Raw genomic sequence first — 24,838 nt, 5'->3', positions numbered from 1 at the left:
CGATTTACACCTTCGCCTCGGACGCATCGGCGGCCGCTTCCGCGGGGAGTTTCTGAGGCAAATCGAGGCGCGCCACACCAATCCGATTGTCCGCCATCCCGTAATAGACATCGAAGCGATCGGGAGTGCCAAGATCGTCGCGCCGGTCGATGCCCGTGGGGAAAACAACATTGGCAACTGTTCCATCGCGCTCCTCGGGAAGCGAGGGTGTCAACACCGGCTGCACCGAGCGATAGCGAATCAATCGCGGATGCTGTTTTGAGAGCACCATCACACCGGCCGAGTAGCACAGAGGATGATTACCACCCATGCCCGGTACTTCGCTCACGCCGTGGTAGACAATCAACCAGCCATGTTTGGTCAGGATGGGTGGGGTGCCAGCACCGATCTTGAGCCGCTCCCAAGGGGATACGGGAGTTGCCAATCGATGATGCGACGTAAACTGGCCCAGTCGGTCGGCGTCACGGCTCGTCAAGTCTGCCGGGCAGTAAGAGATCCAGATGCTCTCCCGGTCGAGATCTACCTCACGCCTTCCAGGATGGCGCGCGGTCTCCTTCGGCTGCGTACCTCGAAAAAGCGGACGATGGAGCATGCCCAGTTCCAGTTTCCCGGTCGAGTTAGGTATGGCGACAGGAAAGAGGCTAGCATCCTTATCGTCCACATTGCCCAATTCGATGCCGTGCCAATGAGCATAAGTCGCGAGTCCAAGCCTCTTCCAATGGAAAAGATCATCGGATTCGGCCATCGCAATTCTTGGTCCCACGGGCGAAAATGCCGCATAGGTCATGATGTAGCGCTTGAGCGGTTCAACGAACGTGACTCGCGGATCCTCACATCCGCCGCCTCCCGGCCGGATTTCATAGCCGGTTTCAGGCTCGAGTGCGATGCCAAGGCGCTCCACTCCTATCGGGTCTCCGGCGTCATTGAACCGCACACGCGCTATTCCGATCCTCGAAAAATTTCCTTTTGCGACCAACCGAGGGAAGAGATACAGTTCTCCATCGGGGCCTCTCACCGCTCCAGGGTTGAGAACCCCTTCCACTTCATGCGGATTGCCGGGCTCGGGCTCCATGATCATGCCCAGGCGTTGCAACTTGAAGCCGCTCATCGAATTTCCTCGCTGGCTTGGCCCATCTGCAATGTTCACTTGCCGCCCAGGCAAGCAAGGATGGCGCGGATGACCAGGTCAGTATCGTCTGGTCCCTTGACAGGGATCGACACAACACCCTCCTCTTCTGCCGGGTAATCGTTCCCTCCTGGAAACAACGCATCTCCGATGTAGACCATCTCTTTCAACGAAAGATGGAGAGTGTCTCGAAGCTTCTTTATGCCATAGGCCTTGTCGATTCCCGGCTTGGTCACATCAATGGAAGTGGCGCCGCCCAGCCGGACGGAAAACTCCGGGATAAGCGTCGCCAGGATTGCTGCGATCTTCTTCCGCTTGGCAAAATCGGCATCCCACTTTTCTTTCTCTGCCAAGGGCGCTTGCTGACCTAATGCGGAGTATGTGACCTGGCTTCCCCGGTCTTCAATCACCTCTCCCCAAACCTTCTTGGCTCGATAGCCCGCTTGCTCTGCCGCCTTATCGAGGGAGTCGATAATCTTTTTCTTTTCCGTCGCCGTAAGATCCTCCGAATAAAGCTCCTCCCATTTCCCGTTGTATTGAAAAAACTTTGTTCCACAGGTTGGAAGCAGCGACAAATTCGGAAGGAGGCTGTTCTTGGGAAGATCGGTAAGAAGCTGCTTTTCAAACTGCGACCAGGCGCCTCCAGAGATCACGGCCACTTTGATAATGCACAGGAGGTCGCGCAGCAGCCCCGCAGTCTGTGGAGCGAGTGATGACTTGCTGGGCGCGAGGGTGCCGTCCAAATCAAACACAATCAGCTTTTTCATTCATCCCCGATTCTGAGGTACTGTTGCAAGGTTGATTTCTCGGCAATCAAGGGATCGCGATCTCCAGCACGTTTACTTCTCCGCTCGGTTGAAACTGGCACTCTCCTGCCTCCGCCGGCAAGAGCCAAACATCTCCCTTGCCTATCGTGTAGGTCGTGCCATCGTAAATAAGCTGGCCTGATCCGTTAATCCCAACCAACACGCGCGGCTCTCCCTTCGCGCCAACGGTGAACCGGTCTTGCCCAAGCAACCGCCACAACCGAAAGGCATGGCAATCGAAAAGCCTCTCGCGCTCAGCAGGTGATGTGGTTTCGACACGGGGAGAGATGAGGCCGCCATTGCTCCCCCCGAACTCTATGCAGGCAAGAGCCTCGTCAACTTGCAGCGCCCTCGGCTTTTTGGTCTCGGGATCGATATGTCCCCAATCGTAAAGCCGAAATGTCGTATCGCTGTTCTGCTGAACCTCGAAGACCACGACATCGTCGCCCAAAGTGTGAACCGTTCCCCCTGGGATAAACACTGCGTCACCCGGATTCGGGGAAATGCTCACGAGATGATCAGCAATAGTACCGTCGAGCAACGACTCTTTCAGGCTGCCGGCAGTTGTGCCAGATTTCAGGCCAGCGTAGATTTGGCTTCCCTTCGCTGCGTCAATTACAACCCACGCTTCGGTCTTTGCCGTATCGCCCTCTGGAATCAGGTCCGGGTGTGCATCGCTGGGATGGACCTGCACGGAAAGCATCTCGTGCGCGTCCAAGAACTTGAGCAACAGAGGAAAGTGGGTGAAACGCGAAGACAGCTTGCCCATCAACGACTCTGGAAACCGCTTCATCACCTGGCCGAGCGTCTGGCCCTTAAGCGGACCATTCGCAATCTGGCTTTGGTGGTCGGCGCGGTCGGTCAGTACCCATGCTTCACCGATCGGTCCATCGCCCGGAAGCGGCGCCGAGAGCAAGTTGGCCAAGCGACGGCCACCCCACAAGCGGTATTGATAGATCGGTTCGAACCGCAGAGGGTACAACCTTGTTTCATCCATCGTGCCCAATCTTTCACTATCGAAACCCGCAAATTCGAGAAGGTTCTATTGCGAACGATTCGCTGTACGCAGCCGAGTACAAGCGCACTGATCCGGCAGCCGAGGCTAGCTCAATTCGCAGCAGGCGCTGGCATCGCAGACTGCCGATGGCCGCTTGGAACCCAGGCTAGGTCGCCACTAAGCACGTAGACGGACAAGGCCGCCGCCATCAGAATCGCTCCTACCCAGAAGCGCCAGTCACGATGCATGCGCCGCCAATATGGACCCGGGCCCGGCTCGCCGCTGTCGCCACTATTTCCCTCATGGTTATGCCTGTTTCCTGTCATTTTGTCTCCATCTCCTGTGAGTATTCGCCACGACGCGCAGCTTGATTGCAGCGGGCACGATGATACAGAGCTTTCTGGGCTGCCGCGACGTTGGCCTGGTGGCCATTCCAAATTTCTAATGCCGGCTGCTGGATGGCGCGGGCAAAAGAGAATGCCAATGCCCATGGCAACCGCGACTTGAATCTAGCATTCATCGCATTCAGACGGGCAGAGGCTGACTCCGCCGGTTGGCCGCCAGACAGGAACGCTATCGCCGGCACAGCAGCGGGTACTGATCGAAGGAAGCAGCTTACGGTTGCATCAGCTACCTGGTCCAACGTCGGTTGGCTGCCCGATGACATTCCGGGAAGAACCATATTTGGTTTCAGAACCATGCCTTCAACGGAAACCCTCTGTGCGAACAATTCGCTGAACACCGTTCGAAGCACTTTGTCGGTAACCTCGCGACACTGTTCCAACGTATGCTCGCCATCCATGATGACCTCAGGTTCGACAACAGGGACGAGGCCCGCTTCCTGGCAGAGCGCCGCGTAGCGAGCCAGAGCATGAGCATTGGCTTCAATACAGCCCGAACTCGGGAGCCCTTCGCCAATTGCAATCACGGCGCGCCACTTGGCAAAGCGCGCACCCATTTGAAAATATTCCTGAAGGCGATCGCGCAAGCCGTCCAGGCCTTCTGTAACCTTTTCCCCGGGATGGCCAGCCAGTTCCTTGGCGCCTGTGTCCACCTTGATGCCTGGAGTGATACCGGCTTCAATCAGGACTTTAACAAAGGGTGTGCCGTCGCTCTTCTGCTGGCGAATGGTTTCGTCGAAAAGGATTGCACCGCCTATCGACTCTCCCAACCCTGGAGTGGTCACAATCAATTCGCGATAAGCTCTTCGCGATTCGACGGTCTGCGGAATTCCGAGCTTTTCGAAGCGCTTGTTACAGGTTCCGTTGCTCTCATCCATGGCAAGCAGACCCTTGTCATCGGCGAAGATCAACGACACAGTATCTTTCAGCAATTGGAAATTCATTTGGCCTGCTCGTTTCCTGTTCCGTTCCGAATCGCTGGGCATGCCCGCTCAGGGCATTTCAGCTCGGAAGTACTCTTGCAATTGCGGTTTCTCTTTCTCAATGAGTAGCGCGCCGAGATGCGGTCGGTTATCGCAGGGGGGCCATGAGTACTATCCAAGAGAAGGCTGCCCGAAGTCCGGTCAATTGTGAGCAGAACGCACGCGGCACATTGTTTAGAAAGGCGTTGATAGCTTCACTGCTGCACCAGGAACCGAGAACTCTGAAATAAGATGTACACGATTGCTCAGCATCTTCAGATGCAACGTGGGAAACTGCAGATGCGGAAGAGTGGAGTTCAGGGGCTCGGAACTACTCAATGGCATCTTCTGAAGAATCCCTTGAAGTCGCGAAGCGAATCCACGCCCCTCTGAAGGCTTAGAGTATTTTCAATTATCACCCGACGATCATGGGAGACATACGGAATGGCCGCTCCAAATACCACTTTTAGTTCGCAATCAAACCGTCTCATTTATCCTGAAGGCCCCCACAAAATATTCGGAGGCAATTCGGCTCTATCTCTTAAGCTGGCGCCTCGTCCACAGCGCCCGATCAGGATTGCGGTAATTGGGAACCACCTTCCGAGGCAGTGTGGAATTGCGACTTTCACGACGGATTTATGCAACGCGATTGCTGCCGAATACGGAACCGCCCAACTATCTGTGGTAGCAATCAACGACGGGCAGTCATCCTACTCATACCCCGAGCGGGTGCGATTTGAGATCAGCGAAGGCGATCTCGCGTCCTACAGAGCGGCCGCAGAGTTCTTGAATGCGGAAGATCTCGATCTGGTGTGCTTACAGCATGAATACGGCATCTTCGGCGGCAAATCCGGAAACTACATTATCGAGTTGCTAAAGCACCTTAAGATGCCGGTAATCACAACGCTGCATACGGTGCTTCGCGAACCGAATCTGGACCAACGGGTTGTGATGCACAAGATTGCTGCACGATCCGACCGCCTTATCGTCATGAGCCAACACTCCTCGCGTATCCTGCAGGAGGTCTTTAGGGTCCCGGCCGAGAAGATCGAACTGATTCCCCATGGCATCCCCGACCTGCCTTTTGAGCAACCGGGCATCTATAAAAGCCGCTTCTCTTGCCAGGGCAAGAGTGTTCTTCTCACGTTTGGGCTGCTTTCTCCTAACAAAGGATTCGAAAGCGTGATCCAAGCGATGCCCAGCATCCTCGCCCGTCACAGCAATGCTGTCTATATGATTGCGGGCGCGACTCACCCGCATGTCCGAGCCCGCGAAGGGGATCGTTACCGGCTCGAGTTACAGGCCCTGGCGAAAAAGCTGGGAGTGGAACAGCAGGTTCTGTTCGTCAATCGGTTTGTTGCTCCCGAAGAGATGGCTGCGCTGGTCGGTTCGGCCGACATTTACGTTACGCCCTACTGCCACGAAGCGCAGGCGGTATCAGGGACCCTGGCATACGCCCTAGGTGCAGGCAAAGCCATCATCTCGACTCCATATTGGCACGCCGCAGAGGTACTCGATCATGGACGCGGACTTCTGGTGCCGTTTGAAAGCCCGGCGGCCATCGCAAAAGCGACGATCAAGCTGCTGGATGATGACAAGGCCCGCCAGGCAATGCGTGAGCGTGCCTACCTTTATGCTCGGCCTATGGTCTGGAAGCGGGTTGCACAGTCCTATATGGCCACCATTCTGCGAGCGCGTGTCCGTCCTGCGGAGCCGGTTCAAATCGGGTTTGCCATCCAGACGAATACCAGGGAAGCTGACCAGCGCGCTGTGAGTGCCTGAGCGATCAAGCACGCTTTTCTTCGCTGTTGCAGGAATTGTGAGCAATTCGGACCAGACACCCCCTCCCGACTTTGGGACACTGGTGCTGCAAGCGCCGCGGGATGCTCGGACAAGAGCATTCTTCCGCTTCCTGGGCTCGTGCTTCGATTTTTTCATGTGGCCTTGATTGTCGTGACCGGCGGTACATCCATTCTTCGCATTCACGCGATCTTCCCACGCTTATGCAGCCGACGTTCTCCTTGCGCCACGCAGAACCGAGCGCACAATCCTGAAAGGAGCAACTCTCATGGCTCACGCGGAGATTCACGCGCTCGCCTCAGTGCCGGCATTTGATCTTGCTCATTTTCTCGCCTGCGCTGGAGTGGGCAGAAGAATTGTCCACTACGATCCCAAAGGCGCATTATTCTCCCAGGGTGACCGGGCCGACTGTGTTTTCTATCTCCAAAGCGGGCGGTTAAGAGTCACTGCTGTCTCGGCGAATGGAAAGGAAGCTACGATCACGCTGCTTACCGCCGGCGACTTTATCGGCGAGGATTCGCTCGCCGGAATTGCCGGGCACCGATCTGCTACGGTGACTGCAATCACATCGTCAAATGCGATGAGATTCACTCGGACCGAGATGGTCCGGGTAATGCACGATGAGCAGGCATTCTCCGACCTGTTCGTGTCGCATCTTCTAGCTCGCAGCATTCGAACTTAGGCAGATCTTGTCGATCAGCTCTTCAACTCCAGCGAAAAGCGACTGGCGAGGCTCCTGCTTCTGATGGCCGACTACGGAGAACCTGGAAAACCGGCAAAATTCATTCCCCCCATTACACAGGAGACTCTGGCCGAGATGGTCGGCACCACCCGCTCACGCGTCAGCTTCTTCATGAACCGCTTTCGCAGGCTGGGATTTATTGATTACAACGGCAGAATCCAGGTGCACAAATCGCTCCTCAATGCAGTGCTCCTCGACCGCCTTCCGGAGCATGATTCTCAAACCCCACGTCTTGCGCGCGGTTCAGCCGCCCGTCCTGACCACTGCGTAGTGGAGCTTTGTGCATAGTCGAGACCACGCAATGCCGCCCTGCTTATCCGCACAATTGCGATGAATGTGGGCGTCTATCTCAGGACTTGCGATTTCGAGACGGCATCGGCGCCATTTCAGGAATGCGCGTGAGGCGAAACACGAATCAATTCAGCCTGTTGTTTCGTTGCAAGAGCCAGAAGAATGAGGGCCGCACCCACATATGCGAGAGGATCACGAGCCTGTCGGATGGCGCATGTCATTCCATTTGTTCCCGGGCCGACTGCTCCATCTCCAACTAATCGGAAACAATACCTCAGTACAAAACACCCGACAGCGGAGAGGAACAGATCCCACGCAATTGCTCTATATGTACAAATGCGGCTGACAAATGAAGTATTCATCGCCTGACCTTACTCCGGCCAAGCTGGAATGGATGTGCATTCTTGCTCGCAGAAAACACTCTCGGCCACTAGGCCCCTGTTGGAATGGGCAATGGCGGTATAGAACAAGTGTTGCCCTCAGGGGGATATCGTCCCTGGATCGGCATCGCTCGCTTGATTTCTTGCCCGTTCCTTTGGATCCAGGTAGGCTCGGGCCCTTCGCAAGATTGCCGATTTGCAAAGGGTAGACTCTCAATCGCCTTCACAAGAACCGCCACGCCGTTGCCCTTCGCATAGAATGCATCGGCCGTCACGCCATCGGGAACCTGGTGTCCGCAGAATGCGCCACTCATTGCCACCACACGAATGGCTGGAAATCGGCGGCGAACGGCCGAGAGCAATTCAAAGCCAGACATGCCCGGCATGTTGAGGTCGGAGAGCAGAATTTCTGGGACCTCTTCGTTCATCTCGACTAGGGCAGCCAAACCATCCGCCGCACACCGCACCCGATGTCCGAGCACCTCGAGAATCTCCGCGAGGGATGTTCGAATGGGTTCCTCGTCCTCGACGATCGAGATGGAGGCTTTAAGATCTGGCATTTGTAGCTCCGATAAACACAATTGATATTGGGCGCCAGTATCTCAGTGCTCGATTTTCAATACTGGTCTCTTGTGACCGCCATTTCCGGCCTTGTCGGGGTTTGACCGGCGTTTCGGGGCATCGAGGACGCCAGGCTTCACTGCGTTATCGTCAGGCATTCGATCATGGAGAACTACTTTTAGCAAAGACTTGTGCACTTGAATACGACCGTTGTAGTGAATGAATCCCATCCTGCGGAATCGATTCATGAAGAAGCTGACACGAGAACGCGTAGTCCCAATCATTTCCGCAAGCGTCTCTTGAGAGATCGGAGGAATCTGCGTTTCCGGCTCGCCCGGCTCACCATACTCGGCCATCAAGAGAAGAATTCTGGCCAAACGTTTCTCACTCGAGTTGAAAAGTTGATCGACGAGATCAGCCTGGCTTCGCATACTTCGCGCCAATAGAAACTTTACGAAAAGGTCAGAGAACTGATGTTCGCTGTGCATGACGCGGATCATCTCTTCCCGGCTTATTTTGAGTGCCGAGCAGGCGGTGATAGCGGTGGCCGTGGATAGACGCAACCCGGGAACTGCCGATAACGCTTCCTCTCCCACAAATTCGTGCGGTACTAGCAAAGTGACCGTGGCTTCCTTGCCCGCCGTCGATACAACGGTGATCTTTGCACGCCCTTTTTGTAGATAGAAAACCGAGTCGGCCGGATCGCCTTGTGAAAAGAAAGCCTGTTTGGGTTTCAGTTCAACGATCCTTCGGCCCAGTCCGGCGCTAGCGAGGAAAGTTGCAGGATCGAATGCGATTGGAGCGGCGAAGGTCATCCTCAGGCCACCTTTCAGCACTACAGCATCGAACTCGGATGTCGTAGGCTTCGGACACGGGAATCGGCTACACTCCTGTCGATGCGATTTTCCTATGAACGGCTTATCCCGTCTGTATCGTTTTATACACCGTATGTCGCCTAACGAACACATCCCCCGAATGCGTCTAGTCTAACCTTTTGCAAATAAATGGGATTATTGAACCCGAGACTCTTCAGAGTGTCCGCTATTGAGCAGATCGATTGCCGCATGCCGCGTTAACTGGATAGCAATTTGTAAAAGAGGATAATCGGGCGCAACAACCAGCAGAAAGGCAGGGGCAAGAAGATGGAAGAGCATCGCTGCAGAATGGTGGCGACTGTGGTCGAAGACTATCGTTGCAAGAGTCTCCTCGGCAGTGCACAAGTTGTGACTCAGGACCCCAGATATAAGTGCCTTCACCGCCGAGTGGATGTCGAGGTAGAAGATAGCCGGTGCAGCACCTTTTCAAGTGAAATGGAAGACCCCCGATGCAGGGGCCTCGCTTCGAAATGGTAGTTGAGACTGCTAATTCTTGAAGAACGATAAGACTTGGGACGATCTGCAGGATGTAAGCATCGCATAGGGCTCGCCGATTTTGATTTTCGAGCCGATGCTGTCGTGTTTGCCTCGAAAGCTCTCGAGGCATCCTCAGTCCTCTCCCAATGCGATCACATTTGCATAAAATTGAATACTCATGAGAGGCAGAGAGCGTGGGCACCCTCAGCCAGCATCGCTGGCGACAACCGTTCTGTAACTACTCGGAAACAGTTGTCCCAGCGATCTGACTACCCCGCGCGATTGATCTTAGCGCTTGCCCTCACCTGCGTGGCCGCGTCCATCACGAACTTCGTTGCCTTTAAAGTGGGCAACTTTATCGAGGCGCCGTGAAGGCTCCGCTTTCTCTCCACGTTGCGGCGTTGGTCCGCTATAACCGTGTTCGGGATGAAAACGATTGTTGACATGTCCTCGGAAGTCGTCTCGGCCATGAAACCATGGACCGGCGCCGACGAAAACACCACCTGTGAACCATTCCGGCCCGTAGTAGCCGTAAGGGGCACAGCCATAAGGTGCGGCGTCATAGTAACCGTATGGACACTCGGGTGCGACTCCGATCTCGATACCTATCTGGGCAGGCGCTTTGGGAACGGTTGCAAACATAGCGCATCCCACAAAAGCTGCCAGCGCAACAAACTTAAATCCTGTCATATAAATCCCTCACGATCGAGAGCCTTTGTCGAGCGCCCCCAAGGTCTTGAGGGTAAGGACTTTGATCACTGGAGTCTGAGCAGAAACGACCACTAGCCGACTGCGCAATGTCGAGTTATCTCAAAAAATGGACAGACAGAGACAGGGGTTCGCTTTCTGGCGAACCCTCTCCAGAGGCATTAAGGATAGGCAAGAGTGCGGAGGAGTGAGAAACTTTGCGGGGCTAGGAAGGGCTGCGGAGAAATCGTTACTGCGCGGAAATGATTGAGGGTGCCTCTTTGGTTGAACAGTACGAGAGTGCGCACTCCCATACTGTGCAATATCGCTCGCCGCCGTCTACTGAATTCAAGCCGTGTGGATGAGAGCATTCGATCCAAAGCCGGCTCATCTATGGTGAACTGCCTAACCGGAATAAGGAAATAACGGACTGGCGCAGCATCTACTCCATCAGGTTGAGTTCGGCTGTTTGCTCCAATGAGCGGAGTTTCGACGGTCCGTTATGACCGTACATTCGCGAGACGCGGTTATGGGATGATTTGTGAAGCCGCAAATTGCGTGTAGGTCAAAGTTGCTCAACAGATTGGGCAGTCTCAAGTCACAATAGGGCATGAACAAGTTCTGGATCGGTCTCGTTCTCCTTCTCTGCTTTGCCGCGCCTTATGCGGCGCAAGGACAGGTTGTCGTGGTCGTACACCACCATCACCATCATCGGCACCACCATCACCACCCTAATCTCAACCAGTAGTCCGCCAATGCGAAGAGGCGGATGTTCCACGCGGGTGCGGCCAAGCCGGCTCTCGGATGCATGTGCCGTATAGAGCGGGTACCGCCGGCGCCGGATTCAGAAGATGGCGGAACTCGAGAAGACTGCTTGAGGGATTCAAGAGTTGTTGGCGAGGTTGGACGAGCCTTCGAAGAATAGACAAATCATTTTGAAACTGACGGACGAGCGAGGTTAAACAGCCAATGGAACAATCAGTATTCGAACACGTGGGACAACAGATCGACGACACAACGCACAAGGCGACACGAGCGGCATCTGCCGTTGCCGATGCGCTCGAAGACAGTGTCATAGCAGCTCGGCGCGTGGCAAGAGACGGCACCGAGGCGGCAACGGAGCTTCTCTACAAAACAAAGAGACGCTTCGAACGCCACCCGTTTGAAACCGTCGCAATAACATTCGCAGTTGGCATTGCGGCTGGAACAGCAATCAGCTGGATGATGAAGCGGGGAAAGTCGCAAAAACGGTGCGAATAGCGTGGATGTGCATCCGATAGCATGGGTCGCTCTATGCGGTCATCCTGTCGACGACCTCCCGGTGGTCTTAGTCGGCGCCTGCTTTCAATCTCGGCTCCGAGTCGGGGCCTGATCCGGGAAGGGATCTGAGGAGATGGGAACACCGGATTCGAAGCCCGCGGTTGAGAACTCGTCAGCAAATGTGAAACCTGGCGCTCACAGCACTGCAGCAACCCTTCCCGCCCCTGACGAGTCTCAAATCCCCGCAAAGGCGAAGCAACATAACATTCACGTCTCCTCTGCTGTTCTCGAAGCGGCGGGTAAAGACGGAGATGACCTGCTTCGCTTATTGCAGACGACCTCTGTTGGTCTCACTCAAAGCGAGGCCGAATCGAGAGCGCGCGCAGTGGGGCCGAATGAAGTTGCTCAAGAGCGGCAGCGCGGCTGGTTCCTCAGTCTTCTGATCATCATTCGAAACCCTCTGGTCATTTTGCTGGCGGTTCTATCGTCGATCTCCTTTGCTACCGGGGATCCACGTGCCGGAAGCGTCATGGCGGGCATGATCGCACTGAGCGTTACGCTCCGATTCCTGCAGGAGGCTCGTGCAGGCGCTGCTGCAGCTAAGCTCAAGGCGATGATCCATGTGACCGCGACAGTGGTCCGGGACGGCAAGCCGCAGGAGATTCCTCTTCGCGATCTCGTTCCCGGCGACATCATCGATCTATCTGCGGGGGACATGATTCCAGGCGATGTGCGGATTCTATCCGCGAAAGATCTTTTCGTGAGCCAGGGTACGCTCACCGGAGAGTCGCTCCCTGTCGAGAAGTTTCACGATGCCGACCCACACGCCGCAAACGCCCCTGTCGAGCTAAAAAACACCTGCTTCATGGGCACCAGCGTTCAAAGCGGCACAGCGACCGCAGTCGTTGTCGTTACGGGAGTTCGTACCTATCTCGGCACCATGGCGAGTTCCATCACACAGGAAGAAACACCAACGAGCTTTGACCAGGGCCTGAGCCGCTTCACATGGCTCATGATTCGTATCCGTCTGAGCAACGCACCCTGTTCTTGCTTCGCGTTTAGTGTTGCACTGGATCAATGAGCGAAGTGGGAGTGATACACAGGCGTCGTAGTTTTGCCGAGGTCCAAGCCTTGGTAGGCGAGTTTGAATCGAGTGGACTGTTGCGTGCGGCCTTTTGCCAACAGCGAGGCTTGGCGGTAGGGACTCTGGATAAATATCGTAAACGGGTGCATGGTGGACGGCAGGCGGGTGGCCAGACTTTTGTTCCGGTCGAAGTTGTTCCCTCTGCTGCGCGGGATGTCAGCGGCGTCGCCAGCCGAGATGGTGCTCTTGTTGTTGAACTACGAAGCGGACGTCGGATCGAAGTATGCCGCGGATTCGATGCGGGAACATTGGAACGTCTGCTGACCATACTGGACAAGGTGTAGGCGGTGTTCGGGTTTGGACCGGCGACGCGGATCTATGTTGCAGCCGGCGCGACGGACATGAGGAAGAATTTCAATGGCCTCTACGGCCTGGTGCGCGACCATCTGGGTTGCGATCCGGAAAGTGGCCATGTGTTTGTTTTCACGAATGCGCGGCACAATCGCGTGAAGCTTCTCGTATATGACGGAAGCGGTCTTTGGGTATGTGCAAAGAAGTTGGACGGGGGAAGATTTCGTTGGCCGCAGAGAGACAGCGGCGTGAAGAAGATCGTACTGAGTTACGAGGAACTGGCGTTGCTTTTGGGAGGCATCGATCTGGCGCAGACCGAGCGGCGAAAGTGGTATCGCAAGGCTCCGGTTGAAGAACCAACAGAGTCACTGAAAACCGCATAAACACTGAAGATTTCGCATACATATCCACAAGAAAACCTGTTATTAAATAGACATCGTGAGCACGCCTTCTGAGCCCACTTTTCCTCCGCATTCGGAACCCTTCATGGCTGAGGTTGTCGCACAGCTGAAGGAGCAAGTTGCATCTCAGAACAGAGAGCTCGAGTACGCACGGTTGAAGATCCAGGTTCTCGAAGAGCGTCTTCGTTTGGTACGGATTCAGAAATATGGACCGAGCAGCGAGAAGCTGAGCAATTTGCAACTGGAACTACTGGAGCAAGAGCCCGGGGTTAGTCAGGAAGAAGTAGCCGTCGAAAGCGAGCGCAAAGCCCCGCCGCCTGTTACTGAACAAAAGAAGCGCAAACATCCCGGACGTCAGACTCTGCCCGCGAAACTTCCCCGCGTGGAGCGGGTGATTGCCTGCACTCCAGAGCAGTGCGTATGCGGCAACTGCGGTGCCGAGACTACCGTGATCGGTTACGAAGTCAGCGAAGTGTTGGATGTCGAGCCGGCGCGTTATTTCGTGCAGGTGACCAAGCGCGAGAAGAGGGCCTGCAAAACCTGTCCCGAGCAAGGCGTGACGGCGGCGACTCTTCCTGTCCGGATCATCGATAAGAGTCTTGTGTCGGATCGAGTGATCATCAATACGGTGGTGAACAAATACTGTGACCACAGCCCACTGTTCAGGCAAAGCGTAGCCTTGTTGCGTGACGCTGGCATCGATATCAGCAGGGCCACGATGTGCGGCTGGGTGATGACCATCGGCGAGATGTTGATGCCGGTGGCCGGAGCGATGCGGAACCAGTTGCTTGCCGGCACCTACATCCAGGCGGATGAAACTCCCGTCGATGTTCAGACACATGACGGAAGCGGCACAAACCATCAGGCTTATCTCTGGCAGTACGGGACGCCGGAGGGCATGACGGTTTTTGATTTCCGTATGAGCCGCAGGCGCGAGGGCCCGCTGAACTTCCTCGGCAACTTCGAAGGACTTCTCCAAACCGATGGCTACGCCGCATATGATCGCGTGGGCGGTCCGAACATGGTGCATGCAGTCTGTTGGGCTCACGCCAGAAGGTACTTCGTAGATGCAGTCAAACTCAATAAACAGGATGCCGCGTCCATCCGCGCAGTTGAACTGATAAACGCGCTATTTTCGATCGATGCTCAAGCGCGAAACGAAAAGATGGACGATGCCACACGCCATGCCCTACGTCACGAGAAGGCTCCGCCGCTGCTCGAAGAAATCCGCACTCACATCCTCGAGATGAGCAAGACGGTGCTGCCCAGCAGCGCCCCTGGCCACGCCTGCAGATACACGCTTGCCCTCTGGAAGAAGCTGATCCGTTTCCTCGATTACCCCGAACTGGAGCTCAGCAACAATTTTGCGGAGAACTCAATGCGGCCTATAGCAGTTGGCAGAGGCAACTGGATCCACATCGGGAGTGAAACCGCCGGACCGCGTGTGGCCGCTATCCTCTCCGTGATCGAGAGCTGCCGCCGTCTCAAAATCCCGGTGCGCGATTACCTCGCAGACATCCTGCCCGGGCTCGCGAGTGCACCGCGTCAGAGCGTCGCAGACCTTACTCCTGCAGCCTGGGCCGCAAAAACCTCGTCAATGCGTTTGGTCTGACGCTTACCATGATTCAGCTCATGGCGGTCATGGTGCCCCTGGTTTTCTTCATCAACGGGTTTACCAAGCACGATTGGAAAGGAGCATTTTTCTTCGCAATGGCTGTGGCCGTAGGCCTGACCCCGGAGATGCTGCCCATGATTGTCTCCGTTTGCCTTGCCAAAGGCGCACTCGCCATGAGCCGCAAGAAGGTAATCGTGAAGCGTCTCAACGCCATTCAGAACTTCGGCGGAATGGATGTGCTTTGCACCGATAAGACTGGCACTCTCACCGAAGATCGGGTCGTCCTGCAACGGCACTGCAATGTTGCCGGCCGGGAAACGGATGAAGTGCTCCGGGATGGCTACCTCATCAGCCATTTTCAGACTGGCCTGAAGAACCTGCTCGATACCGCGATATTGAATAGCTCCGATTTCCACGAGCAAGCCCTGATCGAGAAGTACAAAAAACTCGACGAAATCCCCTTCGACTTCACTCGGCGCATGATGTCCGTGCTTGTCGAGAGTCCTGATGGCAAGGCTATCCTCCTGACCAAGGGCGCTCCGGAAGAGATCTTCCATCAATGCTCTCAATTCGAGCTTGATGGGAAATTGTCACCCATGGACCCCGGACTAATGAAGGGGTTAAAGGACCAGTATGCAAGCCTGAGCAACGATGGATTCCGGGTTTTGGCGGTTGCGGTAAAGGAGTTGGCCGGAAAGACTTCCTGCGCAAAAGAAGATGAACACGATCTCGTGCTGAAGGGATACGTCGCATTCCTCGACCCGCCCAAGCCAACCGCTGCAACTGCCATCGAAGCGCTGCATAAACATGGCGTAGTCGTAAAGATCCTTACCGGAGACAATGACCTGATCAGCCGTAAGGTTTGTCGCGATGTCGGACTTCTTGCCGACCCAATGTTATTGGGTGATGAAGTCGAGAAGATGTCGGACACCGAACTGGCAGAAGCTGCAGAGAAGACGACGCTTTTCGCCCGCCTCTCTCCCGCACACAAGCAGCGAATCGTTCGTGTTCTGCGCAGCAAAGGTCACGTTGTGGGATTCATGGGCGATGGGATCAACGATTCTCCGGCGCTGCGCGCCGCAGACATTGGCATCTCGGTCGATACCGCAGCCGACATCGCGAAGGAGTCGGCCGACCTGATTCTGTTGCAGAAGGATCTGATGGTGCTCGAAGGTGGCGTCATCGAGGGCCGAAAAGTCTTTGCCAACATCCTCAAGTACATCCGGATGGGAGCCAGTTCCAACTTTGGAAATATGTTCAGCGTGTTGGGAGCAAGTGCCTTTCTGCCATTCCTGCCAATGGCCCCAATTCAAATTTTGACTAACAACATGCTTTACGACTTCTCTCAGGTCCCGATCCCCAACGACGCGGTGGACGACGAATTGGTCGCGCATCCGCGGCCCTGGAACATCGGCGAGATCAAGCGGTTCATTCTCTGCATCGGGCCTATCAGCTCGATCTTCGACTACACAACCTTCTTCGTCATGCTCTATCTGTTCAAGTGCTGGGATCCAACCCGCGCTCCGCTGTTTCAAACGGGCTGGTTCGTTGAGTCCATCATGACCCAGACGCTCGTCATTCATATCATTCGCACGAACAAGATCCCCTTCTTCCAGAGCCGCGCAAGCTGGCCGTTGCTGATCACAACATTGACCATCATGGTCTTCGGAGCTTGGCTGCCGTATTCTCCGCTGGCGTCTTCGCTCGGCCTCACGCACCTGCCTGCGATGTATTGGCCAATTCTCCTGCTGACGCTCCTTGCCTACACGGGCCTCACGCAAGGCGTCAAGGTTTGGCTGCTGAGGATGAAATGGATTTAGGACAGCGCAAATCAATCACGCCTTTAAGCAGTTCCATAGAAACCCACGGGCGGCCGATCAAAAAGAACGCACTTCGACGTTTTCAGAAGTTTCTCGTCCAGAAGCGCTTCAAGATGCCAGTGCGGAGCAGAAGGCTGCATCGGACCGGCGGTATCGGGCTTCTCAGGGCTGCAGTGTTGGGCGCAAACGACGGCATCGTGTCAACATCCAGTCTGCTGATCGGCGTTGCGGCGGCTCATGGCACTCACCGCAGCATTCTGGTCGCAGGGATCGCCGGCTTAGTCTCCGGAGGGATGTCCATGGCCGCTAGCGAGTATGTTTCCGTACACTCGCAGGCCGACACCGAAGAAGCCGAACTGGCCCTCGAGCGTACAAAACTCAAGCAGGACAACAAGGGCGAACGCCAGGCTCTGACGGCAATTTACGTCGCCCGCGGACTTGAACCGCTACTCGCGAATCAAGTCGCGCAGCAGTTGATTGCCTATGATGAATTGGGCGCATACGCCCGCGATGAACTCGGCATCTCAGAGAAGTTTCGTGCACGCCCATTGCAGGCTTCCCTTTCGGCTGCATGCAGCTTCGCGGTTGGAGCCATGATGCCACTCATAGTCACTGCGATTGCACCGGAGGCGCGATTAATTCCCATCGTCTCTCTGTCATCACTGGTAGTTCTCGCTCTAATGGGCGGACTGGCCGCACGCGCTGGTGGCGCAAGAGTGATGATGGGCGCAATGCGCGTGACATTCTGGGGTGGCCTCGCGATGGCTATGACTGCCGGCATCGGATGGGTAGTTGGAGCAATTGCGTAAAGGCGCACAATCGACTTTCCACCAGCTCACCGGGAGCCCATTTGAGAATTTGCACGGCTCACCAAGTTGTCCAGATCGAGTCCCAGGCCCGGATTCTGTCTTTATCAATACTGAACTCGCCATTGGTTCAAACCAAAACCCCAATTGCGAAGGAAGACTGCCAATTCAGCGGACCGTTAATGGATAGAAATACGAGGCTGGATCTCCCTCATGGGTCGTGGCGAGGAAGTAGGTGCCCGGGGGCAGGCTGCGCAGATCGAGAGCGACTGTAAGATCCGTGTGAAATCCCTGGACAATTGCAACAGCACGCCCGGCTGCTTTTTCCGATGCGCCGCTGCGATCCGCGGTGACGGAGACAACATAATTGCCACCTGGGCTGAAGTTCGGAAGGATCACATGGGTCGTATCCACGCGACGCGGAAGAATCAATGCGGGGACGGTATTTGTCTCAGTACCCCTGGTCGTGCCTGCGTGGCTGAGATCGATCGTCACAGCCACCGGGGCTGACTGGGCAACTTGGGTTTGCGAATTCTGCGAATTCGTCCGCCAGTAGATTACCCCAGCCGCAGCCACGCAACAAAGAAGAACCGACGCGAATACCGCCCATCGCCAGTTCGACGAGGCAAGGTGTTGAGGCGGAACTTCAACATTCGCATACTCGGACTGCGCATTCCGCAGATTCCGAAGTTCGATCAGCTCGCGCGTGCACTCCGCGCACTTCAGGACATGCAGATACTTGGGATCGGAAAGATCCAGCTTTTCTGGACTGAAGACCCAGGCTTCCAGAGTTGCGCGGTCGATACAGCCTATACGTTCAGGGTTAGGGTGTGCTTCGAGGACGTGCTCCTGAAGCTTTTCAAAGAGCAATGTATCGTCGTCGTCATCCTCAAGAAATGATTGATGCTCGTCCACGGAATCCTTCCCGGTCTCCTGAAGTGCCTCTGCCGGAGTTTACTGCGGAGTACTCCGAATTCCCAATTCTTGCCGGATACGTTCGAGAAACCTCTTGCATTTCATTCGAATAGCTTCACGGTTCGTCCCCGTTCTGGCCGCCACCTCCGCCCATGATTCTGCGTTGCCATATCGGAGCATCATGGCCTCGCGAACGCGGGGTGGAGCATCGGCGAGAAGTATTTCTGCATCAAGCGCAGCGTCAACAGCGGAATGAGCCAAATAAGGATCTGATGCTTCATGAGCACCAGAGAAATCGATGAAGGCGAATCGTTTGCTCTTTCTCTGTCGACGCCGGACCTCCTGCCTCGAGAATCGCACGAGGGCAGCGTTCACATCTTCCTGGCTTTTCGGGGGATGGTCGGTGAGATAGGCTACCGCCTGCCCTATTGCTGTTTCCATGATCTCAGCCGCCAGCGCCTCGTCTCCGAGCACCGACGCTGCGACCCGCTGTGTGTCGAGCCAGTGCCTCTCAACAGCAGCCCGCACTGCCGGCATCATCTGCGAAGCGTCATTCGAGTGCTGCACAACCCAGCAGCGGTCAAGTGGAGACGGGGAGGCCATGACTGAGCAACCAGCAAAACCAGTGGACACAACCCTGATCTGGCACAGGTATCGAGTCAGTAACCTCAATTTACCCGAAAACAGCCCGAATTTCCACACAGCGAGCTAAATTTCCACTGCCCTTGTTCGTTTTTGATGTTTTCCACAGCCTTTATATGTAGAGGGCTCTTTGTCCTTTTGCACGCTCCCCCTTGTTCGAGGTGCATACATGACTACTGCTCGCCAACTCACTGGCTCTGTTTCCCAGTGGGGATCCGAAGCCGTCGCTTTGGCAGAACAGGCCAGAGTGCTTTCGGGAATCAAACTTGCCCAGCTCGTTCGCAGGCTCCAGCGGCAGTCTGGTCGGACGCAGGAGGAATGCTGGCGATTCGTCATCAAGTACGGCATCAAGGCGGAAGTCGACCACCGGCGCTGGGGTGAGGAAGAACTGGACGAGGCGCGGGAACTGCTTACGAAATATTCAGTGGAGGAAGTCGCGAAGCGACTGAACAGAAGCGCAAAAGCGCTTCGCAATGCCCTGCAAAGAAGACAACTCAGTGTCCGCGAAATTCGCTGTGACAGCTTCTCCTTGGAGTCTCTGGCCCAGGTGCTGCATGTACGTCGCAGTGAAATCTTGAGCTGGATTGAGCGGGGCTGGCTACAGGCAATAATCACAAAACAGGCTGAGCGAGCCAGCTATCGCATCACCCCCGAGGCGCTGAGTGCGCTCTACAAGCACCACCTCGAAGACCTGCTGAAACGGCGGATCCCGAATCACTCGCTCTTCGAAGCGTACGTCCAATATTGCTTTTCACCCAAGCACACCACCGGCGAGCAGTTGCTCGAAGTCCGCCGCGATAAACGCGAGCGAGAGGCATTCGCAGCGCTCCACAACGGAGAGAATCTCTCTCAAGACGAGGAGGAGGATGACGATGGCACTTTCGGCGGTTGATTCGACATCTACACGGACACGAGTTCCGCATCCGGTTTGTCCTCACTGCGGGCATTGCGTTGATATGAGACCTCGGCGGTCTTTCATGGAGCCCGGCCTCCGTGTTCTGGCGGGACTGCTCCTGGCAATCATGTTGGTGCCGTTGGCAGTCACTGTCTGGAGATCGTGCGCCGATTTCCTATCCAATCGAGTCTCGCACTCGATCCTCTATCATCCGCTCGAAGACTGGACGCAATACTAGCCTCGTCCGGACATCAAATAAAAGCGAACCCATTAGACTGCGCGCAGAGCATCGATCGCGCCTTCCAATTGGCGATCAACACCTAATTGAGCCTCCTCGAAAGACCATGGGATAGGAATATCCGGGGTGATCCCGTTTCCCTCAATTTGCGTCCCTCGGGCGCTGACGTACGCTGCAATCGGAATCACCAGCCGATACCCGAAACCAAGCTTACTGGCTCTCCGGGTCACGAGACGACCAGCGGTTTTCATACCTACGACTGTGGCCAGATGGTTTTCTTGAGCAAACTGAGCGACCATTTCGGCTGCTCCAGCCGTGTGTTCATCTACGAGAATTGCGGTGCGGCCGTGCCATTCCCTCCTACCAAGCGCCTCTGTGTACAAGAAGATCGAGGTCTTCCCCAGAAACTTGAAGGCGAGGCTGGGCAACGCGAATTTCGACCGCGGCACCCTGTCGAACACGGGGAGTGTTTCAGGTGAGATCTCTTTGCGAGCCATTTCTCTGCTCTTGCTATAGCCGATCGGCCGCCGGTCGGGTGCCAGATAGCTCATCAGCGTAAGCCCACCAATTCCTCCGCCTGGGTTTCCGCGCATATCAACGACGAGTCGGTCTGCGTTCTTGAAACGGCCGTCAAAGATCGAATCCAGCTCATTTGCAAAGTCGATCCCGATCGCTCCCGGGAAGAGGCTCACGCGAAGATAGGCGATGTTCCCGGTTTGCGTTCCAGTCGTGATCGCAGCGGGCTCAGAGTAGGGATTGTCTTTATATTTCGGCGCCGCCGTCTTGAGCGATATGGTCAACTCTTCAGGTGGATCGCTGCGCAATACAGTGACAGAGAACTCTCGCTGCATTTCAAAACTCGGAGCTGCTGCTTCATCAGAAAGCGACGGACGCACGAGCTTGCCTCCAATCGACAGAAGAACATCCCCAGCCTTAATCCCTGCTCGTGAGGCTACACCTCCCGGTAGGACATCCTTGAAAACCCAATGGGGCTGATCGTCAATGGTCCGCACCGAAAAGCTCGCGTTGATTGCGTTTGGCGGTGTAATCAGTGTTCGGTCAGACAAGAGTGCGAGAGGACTTGGCGCCATCTCAGCAAGCATCGTGGCAACCGCCTTCTCAAAGCCTCCTTCGGAGTCTGCCTCAAGAATGGAGTTGCGGTGATGTTCCACAATTCCATTCCACCCTGAGTCGTCGAAATTGGGGTCAAAATATTTTTCGGCAACGAGCCTCTGAATCTTTGCCAGGATTGTTTCGCGCTGCGAGCGAGAAATCGTCATAGGGTGTCCTCGTTTCGTCAGAGTGTTCCGGATGGGTCCCCAACAATCTGGACACCTGCCCAGAAGTACGGGGAAAGCCCTTGATTTAGCAGATCCAGTTGCGCCGACCGCAGCGCATCGACCTTCCGCTGGTGCAAGGCCAGTCTGGAATAGAACAAAGTCATTAGATGCTCAGTGGACTCATCCTCGAGGTCCCACAGAGTGGAGACGACGGAATCTGCTCCAGCTTCAATAAATGCGTTGACGACATTGGCGACATCTGTTTCTCCGACGGGACCGACCCCGGTGTTGCAAGCGGAAAGAGTTACGAGCTTTGCTCTAATGTGGAGTTCGCGAATTTCGCGAGCCTGGAGGAGTCCGTCGTCGGGACCGTTCGCCTCCGGCGCGAAAATCAGCGCCGAACGGTCGGGGTAGTCGAGATCCGCATAACCATGAAGAGCAAGATGGATGACCTCCGCACTCTCAGTCGATAATTCCTTAAATCGGGTCTCCGTGGCATCGGCGCCAAGAAGAATCGTGTTGGGACTGGGCAGATCGTGGGCGATCGTTTCGACTTCAGCTTTACTGTTCGGCAGCGGTACAAATTCACTTCGTTCGGGACCGCTGACTGCACGCAGGATCGGATTGCGAGTGTCTGCTGCCTGAGTCCAGGCTGCAACCCCGATATACGGCATCTCTACCCTTTCCTTCTCTTCGGACTGCCTCCTTAGGATCTCAAACGCAGTAGAGGATGGCGCAACGTCCACGGTGTGCGACGAAAGTACATAGGCATCCTTGTTCACCAATGCGGAGAATGGAAGCAGGTGGAGCTGGCCGTCGGGAATAATCACCAGTTCCTTCTTGTTTGCGTAGTTCTGAATAGGTGCCAGAAGCTGGTTGAACAGAGTTTGCGCGAGCGTCGGATCGGTCAGCCTGGCGCGGAGTTCGGCGCGGTACTTTGCCGCATTGGCCTCAATTACTCTTCTTGACGTGAGCCGATATGCATGAACCTCCGATCTCGTAATGGCCAAGGCATACGATGTTGGCTTCGCCAGAACATACTCAATGAGCAATTGGTCCTGAGAAAGAACGCGCTGGAGTTCAGGCAACGTCACAGGATGAGCTATCGAAACGGCAGCTAGTTTGCTCGGCCCCAGATTGATCTCGGTTTGGTAGATGGCACTCATCAAAGCGTCGCGCTTCTTCGGATCGTCGGCGTTGATCAGGGCAACATTGAGCCGCGTCAATTCCTGCTCCTGTGGGGTAGGCGCATGAAGAGGCTGGGAACTGTGATGCTGCAGTGCTTCTGCCTCAAGCCGCCCACGCACATTCTCGAGGACCTCAAGCGCATCATCGTAGCGGCTCTGCCGACAGAGTGATGCGAAATAGGCTGAATAAATGTCGCTCATCTCGGCCAGAAGCTGGCGTTCCACACCCACCGTAGTTGCGCGCTGAAGCATCGAGCCGACGAGAGTGGTGCTCTTGCGGAAGAGGGCATCCGCTTCTTTCCAGTTGCCCATTTTGTCGACAATCATGGCTTTTAGAGCAAGATTGGCTGGCGCAAGGTAGAGCTCATTGGGAATGTTGGTATTCGCCTGGATGGCAGCGTTGATCGCGTCCAGTGCCTCGTGTAACTGTCCGTTATCGAAGTACGTCTGCGCGAGCGTTCCGCCAGCATCGGTCAATCCTCGGAAGTTGTGCATATGGTTGGCGAGATTTAGGGCCTCCTGCATGTCGGAGATCGCAGTGTTTCGATCACCAAGCCTTGCTTCTATCGTGCCCCGGGATAAGTAAACCTGGGTCTTTTGCCCATCGAATGGAGTGTCGCCGAGGCGGCCTAGAGTATCGTTCGCGAGTTGCAGTGCTTCCTTGTAGCGACGAAGTCCCACAAGGGCATCGATTTTGGTGCTGATCGCAAGAGTCGGATAAGCAACCTCAGGGTGAGTTCCGGCGATCTTGATTGCCTCGTTCAGCGGGATCGTGGCCTCGCCATAGCGGCCTACTGCCACAAGCCCGGCCCCATATGCGGATGCATACCGAATGCACGCTGCGGGATCCAACTCGGGCTTGGCAAACGTCCATGCAAAAACCACTTGGCGTTTGGCTGTGAGCGTATTGCCAAGAATGAAAGACGCGATTCCTTGTTCACCGATGGCGCGCGTCGCAAGTTCATAGTGATGCAGCTTTGTTGCAAGTCTCTCTACTTGTTCCCATGTTGCGAGCGCTTGCGCGGCGTCTTGATTCGTCTGAATGATTCCGCGCACGGTAAGGATGCGGAGTCGCGTCTCGGGGTCAGATGCACCCGGTTGCGTCAGATCGGTAGTCAAGGACCAGATCGTGACCGGAATATCTACGGACTGGTCAGGCGGGATCTGGCTCACGGCTGCGTACAGGGCTTTGGCCTGATTCCCTTGAGCTCGAAACAGAGACTCAGCACGCTGATAGAGCGGCGCAGCCTCTTCCCATCGGTCGTTCCACGCAAGCGAATTCGCCCGAAACAACAAGTCCTCGGCCGATCCCGCGGGAACGTGAGGTTGATGCGGCATCACGACGGCGTAGTAGTATGCTCCGCCCAGGACGACGATCAGTGCCAGGAGAACAAGAGCGGTTCGCTTGCCGATGCGGAAAAGTTGCGCTCGAGTCATTGTGTCAGATAAATGGGCTCCTTTTGAGACTTCGGTCCACAGTCATCTGCTGCGGTTCGCCGCATTGGGAACTGATCGGTCGCGTGCACAATGCTGACTTGGACCAGAAAGGATCTGAAGGCAACAGGAAATCGACCGCCGGGTCATGTCTTGTGGCGGCGACGAGGCTTCGGATCACAGAGATTAAGTGCGCCGGGTCCACCATTGCATGCGGTGCCGGGGAACGGAGATTGACTCTTTGTTCTGTTGATGGATAGGAGGGCTTGGTCAGATCGACGCGAACGAGCCGCACGAAACCGTCGGCTCGCTTCAGCAGCGCCTCTGGACCATGAGAATTCAGCCGCCGGACGACTTGATACCCGACAACTCTCAGCAGGACGGCCAAGAGCAAACCGGCAGCGATGCGAGCGTTGGGGGAAGGCACAATTCGCACAGCGAGCCGTTCACTTTGCCTCCCATAGTGCCAGAACTATATATATTGATGCAACCGGCGCCGGGTTAATTCGTTGCAATAAATACGCTTAGGCGAATCGAGGAGCTGAGCCAGGGGATTTCCTGGGTTTGCACCCTTGAAGTTTCGCCTTTTGTTCCCCTATACTCCCCCTCGTGTTCAATATTCCGCAAACCCGGAACTGCGATTTCACGGTCTGCTGCAAGAAATGCGGTGAAAACATTCCGGCGCCGGTGGGCACGATGCCGGACATCTGGATTGCCGCACAGTGCCCACTCTGCGGAACAATGAGAAGCTATCTTCCCTCCGAGATCTTTCGAGGAAAGCTCTCGTACAGACTTGGGCCTAAGC

At 55.6% G+C, this 24,838-nt stretch carries 25 protein-coding genes; 13 read left to right on the top strand and 12 right to left on the bottom strand.

Annotated features, from left to right (window positions below; all coding sequences use genetic code 11):
• Positions 1–4 precede the first annotated feature (4 nt).
• The 5 genes from WCA10_RS26750 to WCA10_RS26730 all read right to left on the bottom strand — a co-directional run bounded on the left by WCA10_RS26750 (position 5) and on the right by WCA10_RS26730 (position 4,274).
• A complete protein-coding gene (locus tag WCA10_RS26750; RefSeq protein WP_472825616.1) occupies positions 5–1,108 on the bottom strand; it encodes a glycoside hydrolase family 130 protein in 1,104 nt (367 codons plus the stop codon).
• Positions 1,109–1,143: 35 nt separating this feature from the next.
• Positions 1,144–1,893, bottom strand: coding sequence for an HAD-IIB family hydrolase (locus WCA10_RS26745; RefSeq protein ID WP_472825615.1), 750 nt, complete (start codon positions 1,891–1,893; stop codon positions 1,144–1,146).
• A gap of 46 nt (positions 1,894–1,939) precedes the next feature.
• Positions 1,940–2,929, bottom strand: a complete 990-nt coding sequence (locus WCA10_RS26740; protein ID WP_472825614.1) for a type I phosphomannose isomerase catalytic subunit — start codon at positions 2,927–2,929, stop codon at positions 1,940–1,942.
• Positions 2,930–3,039: 110 nt separating this feature from the next.
• A complete protein-coding gene (locus WCA10_RS26735; protein WP_472825613.1) occupies positions 3,040–3,255 on the bottom strand; it encodes a hypothetical protein in 216 nt (71 codons plus the stop codon).
• Positions 3,252–4,274, bottom strand: a complete 1,023-nt coding sequence (locus WCA10_RS26730) for a class I fructose-bisphosphate aldolase (RefSeq protein WP_472825612.1) — start codon at positions 4,272–4,274, stop codon at positions 3,252–3,254. The genes WCA10_RS26735 and WCA10_RS26730 overlap by 4 nt, the downstream gene beginning before the upstream one ends.
• Before the next feature lie 462 nt (positions 4,275–4,736).
• On the opposite strand from WCA10_RS26730, the gene WCA10_RS26725 reads away from it, so the two are divergent.
• From WCA10_RS26725 to WCA10_RS26715, 3 genes are all read left to right on the top strand, one after another.
• Positions 4,737–6,074, top strand: a complete 1,338-nt coding sequence (locus tag WCA10_RS26725; protein ID WP_472825611.1) for a glycosyltransferase family 4 protein — start codon at positions 4,737–4,739, stop codon at positions 6,072–6,074.
• Positions 6,075–6,360: 286 nt separating this feature from the next.
• Positions 6,361–6,774, top strand: a complete 414-nt coding sequence (locus tag WCA10_RS26720; RefSeq protein ID WP_472825610.1) for a Crp/Fnr family transcriptional regulator — start codon at positions 6,361–6,363, stop codon at positions 6,772–6,774.
• 42 nt (positions 6,775–6,816) lie between these two features.
• Complete coding sequence (locus WCA10_RS26715) at positions 6,817–7,122, top strand: helix-turn-helix domain-containing protein (RefSeq protein ID WP_472825649.1); 306 nt, start codon at positions 6,817–6,819, stop codon at positions 7,120–7,122.
• Between the two features lie 433 nt (positions 7,123–7,555).
• Here WCA10_RS26715 and WCA10_RS26710 read toward each other — a convergent pair whose 3' ends face one another.
• The 4 genes from WCA10_RS26710 to WCA10_RS26695 all read right to left on the bottom strand — a co-directional run bounded on the left by WCA10_RS26710 (position 7,556) and on the right by WCA10_RS26695 (position 10,883).
• The gene (locus tag WCA10_RS26710; RefSeq protein WP_472825609.1) at positions 7,556–8,065 is read right to left on the bottom strand and encodes a response regulator; all 510 of its coding nucleotides are present in this window, start codon (positions 8,063–8,065) and stop codon (positions 7,556–7,558) included.
• Between the two features lie 42 nt (positions 8,066–8,107).
• Positions 8,108–8,881 carry a Crp/Fnr family transcriptional regulator gene (locus tag WCA10_RS26705; RefSeq protein ID WP_472825608.1) on the bottom strand — a complete coding sequence of 258 codons (774 nt, stop codon included), beginning with the start codon at positions 8,879–8,881 and terminating at the stop codon, positions 8,108–8,110.
• A gap of 825 nt (positions 8,882–9,706) precedes the next feature.
• On the bottom strand, positions 9,707–10,108 hold the full coding sequence (locus WCA10_RS26700; protein WP_472825607.1) for a hypothetical protein: 402 nt from the start codon (positions 10,106–10,108) through the stop codon (positions 9,707–9,709).
• Between the two features lie 595 nt (positions 10,109–10,703).
• Positions 10,704–10,883 carry a hypothetical protein gene (locus WCA10_RS26695; RefSeq protein ID WP_472825606.1) on the bottom strand — a complete coding sequence of 60 codons (180 nt, stop codon included), beginning with the start codon at positions 10,881–10,883 and terminating at the stop codon, positions 10,704–10,706.
• Between the two features lie 191 nt (positions 10,884–11,074).
• Here WCA10_RS26695 and WCA10_RS26690 point away from each other — a divergent pair, with 191 nt between their 5' ends.
• The 7 genes from WCA10_RS26690 (at position 11,075) to WCA10_RS26660 (ending at position 17,445) form a co-directional block, all read left to right on the top strand.
• Positions 11,075–11,365 (top strand): hypothetical protein, encoded by a 291-nt coding sequence (locus tag WCA10_RS26690; protein WP_472825605.1) that lies wholly within the window; start codon positions 11,075–11,077, stop codon positions 11,363–11,365.
• Between the two features lie 133 nt (positions 11,366–11,498).
• Positions 11,499–12,446, top strand: a complete 948-nt coding sequence (locus tag WCA10_RS26685) for a P-type ATPase actuator domain-containing protein (RefSeq protein WP_472825604.1) — start codon at positions 11,499–11,501, stop codon at positions 12,444–12,446.
• Positions 12,443–12,793 carry an IS66 family insertion sequence element accessory protein TnpA gene (tnpA, locus tag WCA10_RS26680; protein ID WP_472825603.1) on the top strand — a complete coding sequence of 117 codons (351 nt, stop codon included), beginning with the start codon at positions 12,443–12,445 and terminating at the stop codon, positions 12,791–12,793. The genes WCA10_RS26685 and tnpA overlap by 4 nt, the downstream gene beginning before the upstream one ends.
• Before the next feature lie 3 nt (positions 12,794–12,796).
• The gene (gene tnpB / locus WCA10_RS26675; protein ID WP_472825602.1) at positions 12,797–13,183 is read left to right on the top strand and encodes an IS66 family insertion sequence element accessory protein TnpB; all 387 of its coding nucleotides are present in this window, start codon (positions 12,797–12,799) and stop codon (positions 13,181–13,183) included.
• A gap of 103 nt (positions 13,184–13,286) precedes the next feature.
• Positions 13,287–14,813, top strand: a complete 1,527-nt coding sequence (tnpC, locus tag WCA10_RS26670) for an IS66 family transposase (RefSeq protein WP_472825601.1) — start codon at positions 13,287–13,289, stop codon at positions 14,811–14,813.
• A gap of 8 nt (positions 14,814–14,821) precedes the next feature.
• Positions 14,822–16,636 (top strand): magnesium-translocating P-type ATPase, encoded by a 1,815-nt coding sequence (gene mgtA / locus WCA10_RS26665; RefSeq protein WP_472825600.1) that lies wholly within the window; start codon positions 14,822–14,824, stop codon positions 16,634–16,636.
• A complete protein-coding gene (locus WCA10_RS26660) occupies positions 16,627–17,445 on the top strand; it encodes a VIT1/CCC1 transporter family protein (protein ID WP_472825599.1) in 819 nt (272 codons plus the stop codon). Before mgtA ends, WCA10_RS26660 begins: the two co-directional genes overlap by 10 nt.
• 165 nt (positions 17,446–17,610) lie before the next feature.
• On the opposite strand, the gene WCA10_RS26655 is transcribed toward WCA10_RS26660, so the two are convergent.
• Complete coding sequence (locus tag WCA10_RS26655) at positions 17,611–18,357, bottom strand: hypothetical protein (protein ID WP_472825598.1); 747 nt, start codon at positions 18,355–18,357, stop codon at positions 17,611–17,613.
• A 279-nt stretch (positions 18,358–18,636) separates the two neighbouring features.
• Here WCA10_RS26655 and WCA10_RS26650 point away from each other — a divergent pair, with 279 nt between their 5' ends.
• The 3 genes from WCA10_RS26650 to WCA10_RS26640 all read left to right on the top strand — a co-directional run bounded on the left by WCA10_RS26650 (position 18,637) and on the right by WCA10_RS26640 (position 20,132).
• On the top strand, positions 18,637–18,966 hold the full coding sequence (locus tag WCA10_RS26650; RefSeq protein WP_472825597.1) for a hypothetical protein: 330 nt from the start codon (positions 18,637–18,639) through the stop codon (positions 18,964–18,966).
• Between the two features lie 202 nt (positions 18,967–19,168).
• On the top strand, positions 19,169–19,891 hold the full coding sequence (locus WCA10_RS26645; protein WP_472825596.1) for a hypothetical protein: 723 nt from the start codon (positions 19,169–19,171) through the stop codon (positions 19,889–19,891).
• An 85-nt stretch (positions 19,892–19,976) separates the two neighbouring features.
• Positions 19,977–20,132, top strand: coding sequence for a hypothetical protein (locus WCA10_RS26640; protein WP_472825595.1), 156 nt, complete (start codon positions 19,977–19,979; stop codon positions 20,130–20,132).
• A gap of 32 nt (positions 20,133–20,164) precedes the next feature.
• Here WCA10_RS26640 and WCA10_RS26635 read toward each other — a convergent pair whose 3' ends face one another.
• A complete protein-coding gene (locus WCA10_RS26635; RefSeq protein WP_472825594.1) occupies positions 20,165–21,412 on the bottom strand; it encodes a S41 family peptidase in 1,248 nt (415 codons plus the stop codon).
• Between the two features lie 17 nt (positions 21,413–21,429).
• A complete protein-coding gene (locus WCA10_RS26630; RefSeq protein ID WP_472825593.1) occupies positions 21,430–24,036 on the bottom strand; it encodes a CHAT domain-containing protein in 2,607 nt (868 codons plus the stop codon).
• Between the last annotated feature and the right edge of the window lie 802 nt (positions 24,037–24,838).

The sequence above is a fragment of the Occallatibacter sp. genome (assembly GCF_049582745.1).
Classification (GTDB): Bacteria; Acidobacteriota; Terriglobia; order Terriglobales; family Acidobacteriaceae; genus Telmatobacter.
The sequence above is the reverse complement of the archived record's forward strand: the minus strand, read 5'-3'. Positions and strand labels throughout refer to the sequence as shown.

Coding starts and splice junctions, on each gene's coding strand:
- WCA10_RS26750 (WP_472825616.1), bottom strand. CDS start 1,108: ATGAGCGGCTTCAAGTTGCAACGCCTGGGCATGATCATGGAGCCCGAG.
- WCA10_RS26745 (WP_472825615.1), bottom strand. CDS start 1,893: ATGAAAAAGCTGATTGTGTTTGATTTGGACGGCACCCTCGCGCCCAGC.
- tnpA (WP_472825603.1), top strand. CDS start 12,443: ATGAGCGAAGTGGGAGTGATACACAGGCGTCGTAGTTTTGCCGAGGTC.
- WCA10_RS26700 (WP_472825607.1), bottom strand. CDS start 10,108: ATGACAGGATTTAAGTTTGTTGCGCTGGCAGCTTTTGTGGGATGCGCT.
- tnpC (WP_472825601.1), top strand. CDS start 13,287: ATGGCTGAGGTTGTCGCACAGCTGAAGGAGCAAGTTGCATCTCAGAAC.
- WCA10_RS26645 (WP_472825596.1), top strand. CDS start 19,169: ATGACTACTGCTCGCCAACTCACTGGCTCTGTTTCCCAGTGGGGATCC.
- WCA10_RS26660 (WP_472825599.1), top strand. CDS start 16,627: ATGGATTTAGGACAGCGCAAATCAATCACGCCTTTAAGCAGTTCCATA.
- WCA10_RS26710 (WP_472825609.1), bottom strand. CDS start 8,065: ATGCCAGATCTTAAAGCCTCCATCTCGATCGTCGAGGACGAGGAACCC.
- WCA10_RS26685 (WP_472825604.1), top strand. CDS start 11,499: ATGGGAACACCGGATTCGAAGCCCGCGGTTGAGAACTCGTCAGCAAAT.
- WCA10_RS26650 (WP_472825597.1), top strand. CDS start 18,637: ATGAGCACCAGAGAAATCGATGAAGGCGAATCGTTTGCTCTTTCTCTG.
- WCA10_RS26740 (WP_472825614.1), bottom strand. CDS start 2,929: ATGGATGAAACAAGGTTGTACCCTCTGCGGTTCGAACCGATCTATCAA.
- WCA10_RS26720 (WP_472825610.1), top strand. CDS start 6,361: ATGGCTCACGCGGAGATTCACGCGCTCGCCTCAGTGCCGGCATTTGAT.
- mgtA (WP_472825600.1), top strand. CDS start 14,822: ATGATTCAGCTCATGGCGGTCATGGTGCCCCTGGTTTTCTTCATCAAC.
- WCA10_RS26690 (WP_472825605.1), top strand. CDS start 11,075: ATGGAACAATCAGTATTCGAACACGTGGGACAACAGATCGACGACACA.
- WCA10_RS26730 (WP_472825612.1), bottom strand. CDS start 4,274: ATGAATTTCCAATTGCTGAAAGATACTGTGTCGTTGATCTTCGCCGAT.
- WCA10_RS26705 (WP_472825608.1), bottom strand. CDS start 8,881: ATGACCTTCGCCGCTCCAATCGCATTCGATCCTGCAACTTTCCTCGCT.
- WCA10_RS26725 (WP_472825611.1), top strand. CDS start 4,737: ATGGCCGCTCCAAATACCACTTTTAGTTCGCAATCAAACCGTCTCATT.
- WCA10_RS26640 (WP_472825595.1), top strand. CDS start 19,977: ATGGAGCCCGGCCTCCGTGTTCTGGCGGGACTGCTCCTGGCAATCATG.
- WCA10_RS26630 (WP_472825593.1), bottom strand. CDS start 24,036: ATGACTCGAGCGCAACTTTTCCGCATCGGCAAGCGAACCGCTCTTGTT.
- WCA10_RS26635 (WP_472825594.1), bottom strand. CDS start 21,412: ATGACGATTTCTCGCTCGCAGCGCGAAACAATCCTGGCAAAGATTCAG.
- WCA10_RS26735 (WP_472825613.1), bottom strand. CDS start 3,255: ATGACAGGAAACAGGCATAACCATGAGGGAAATAGTGGCGACAGCGGC.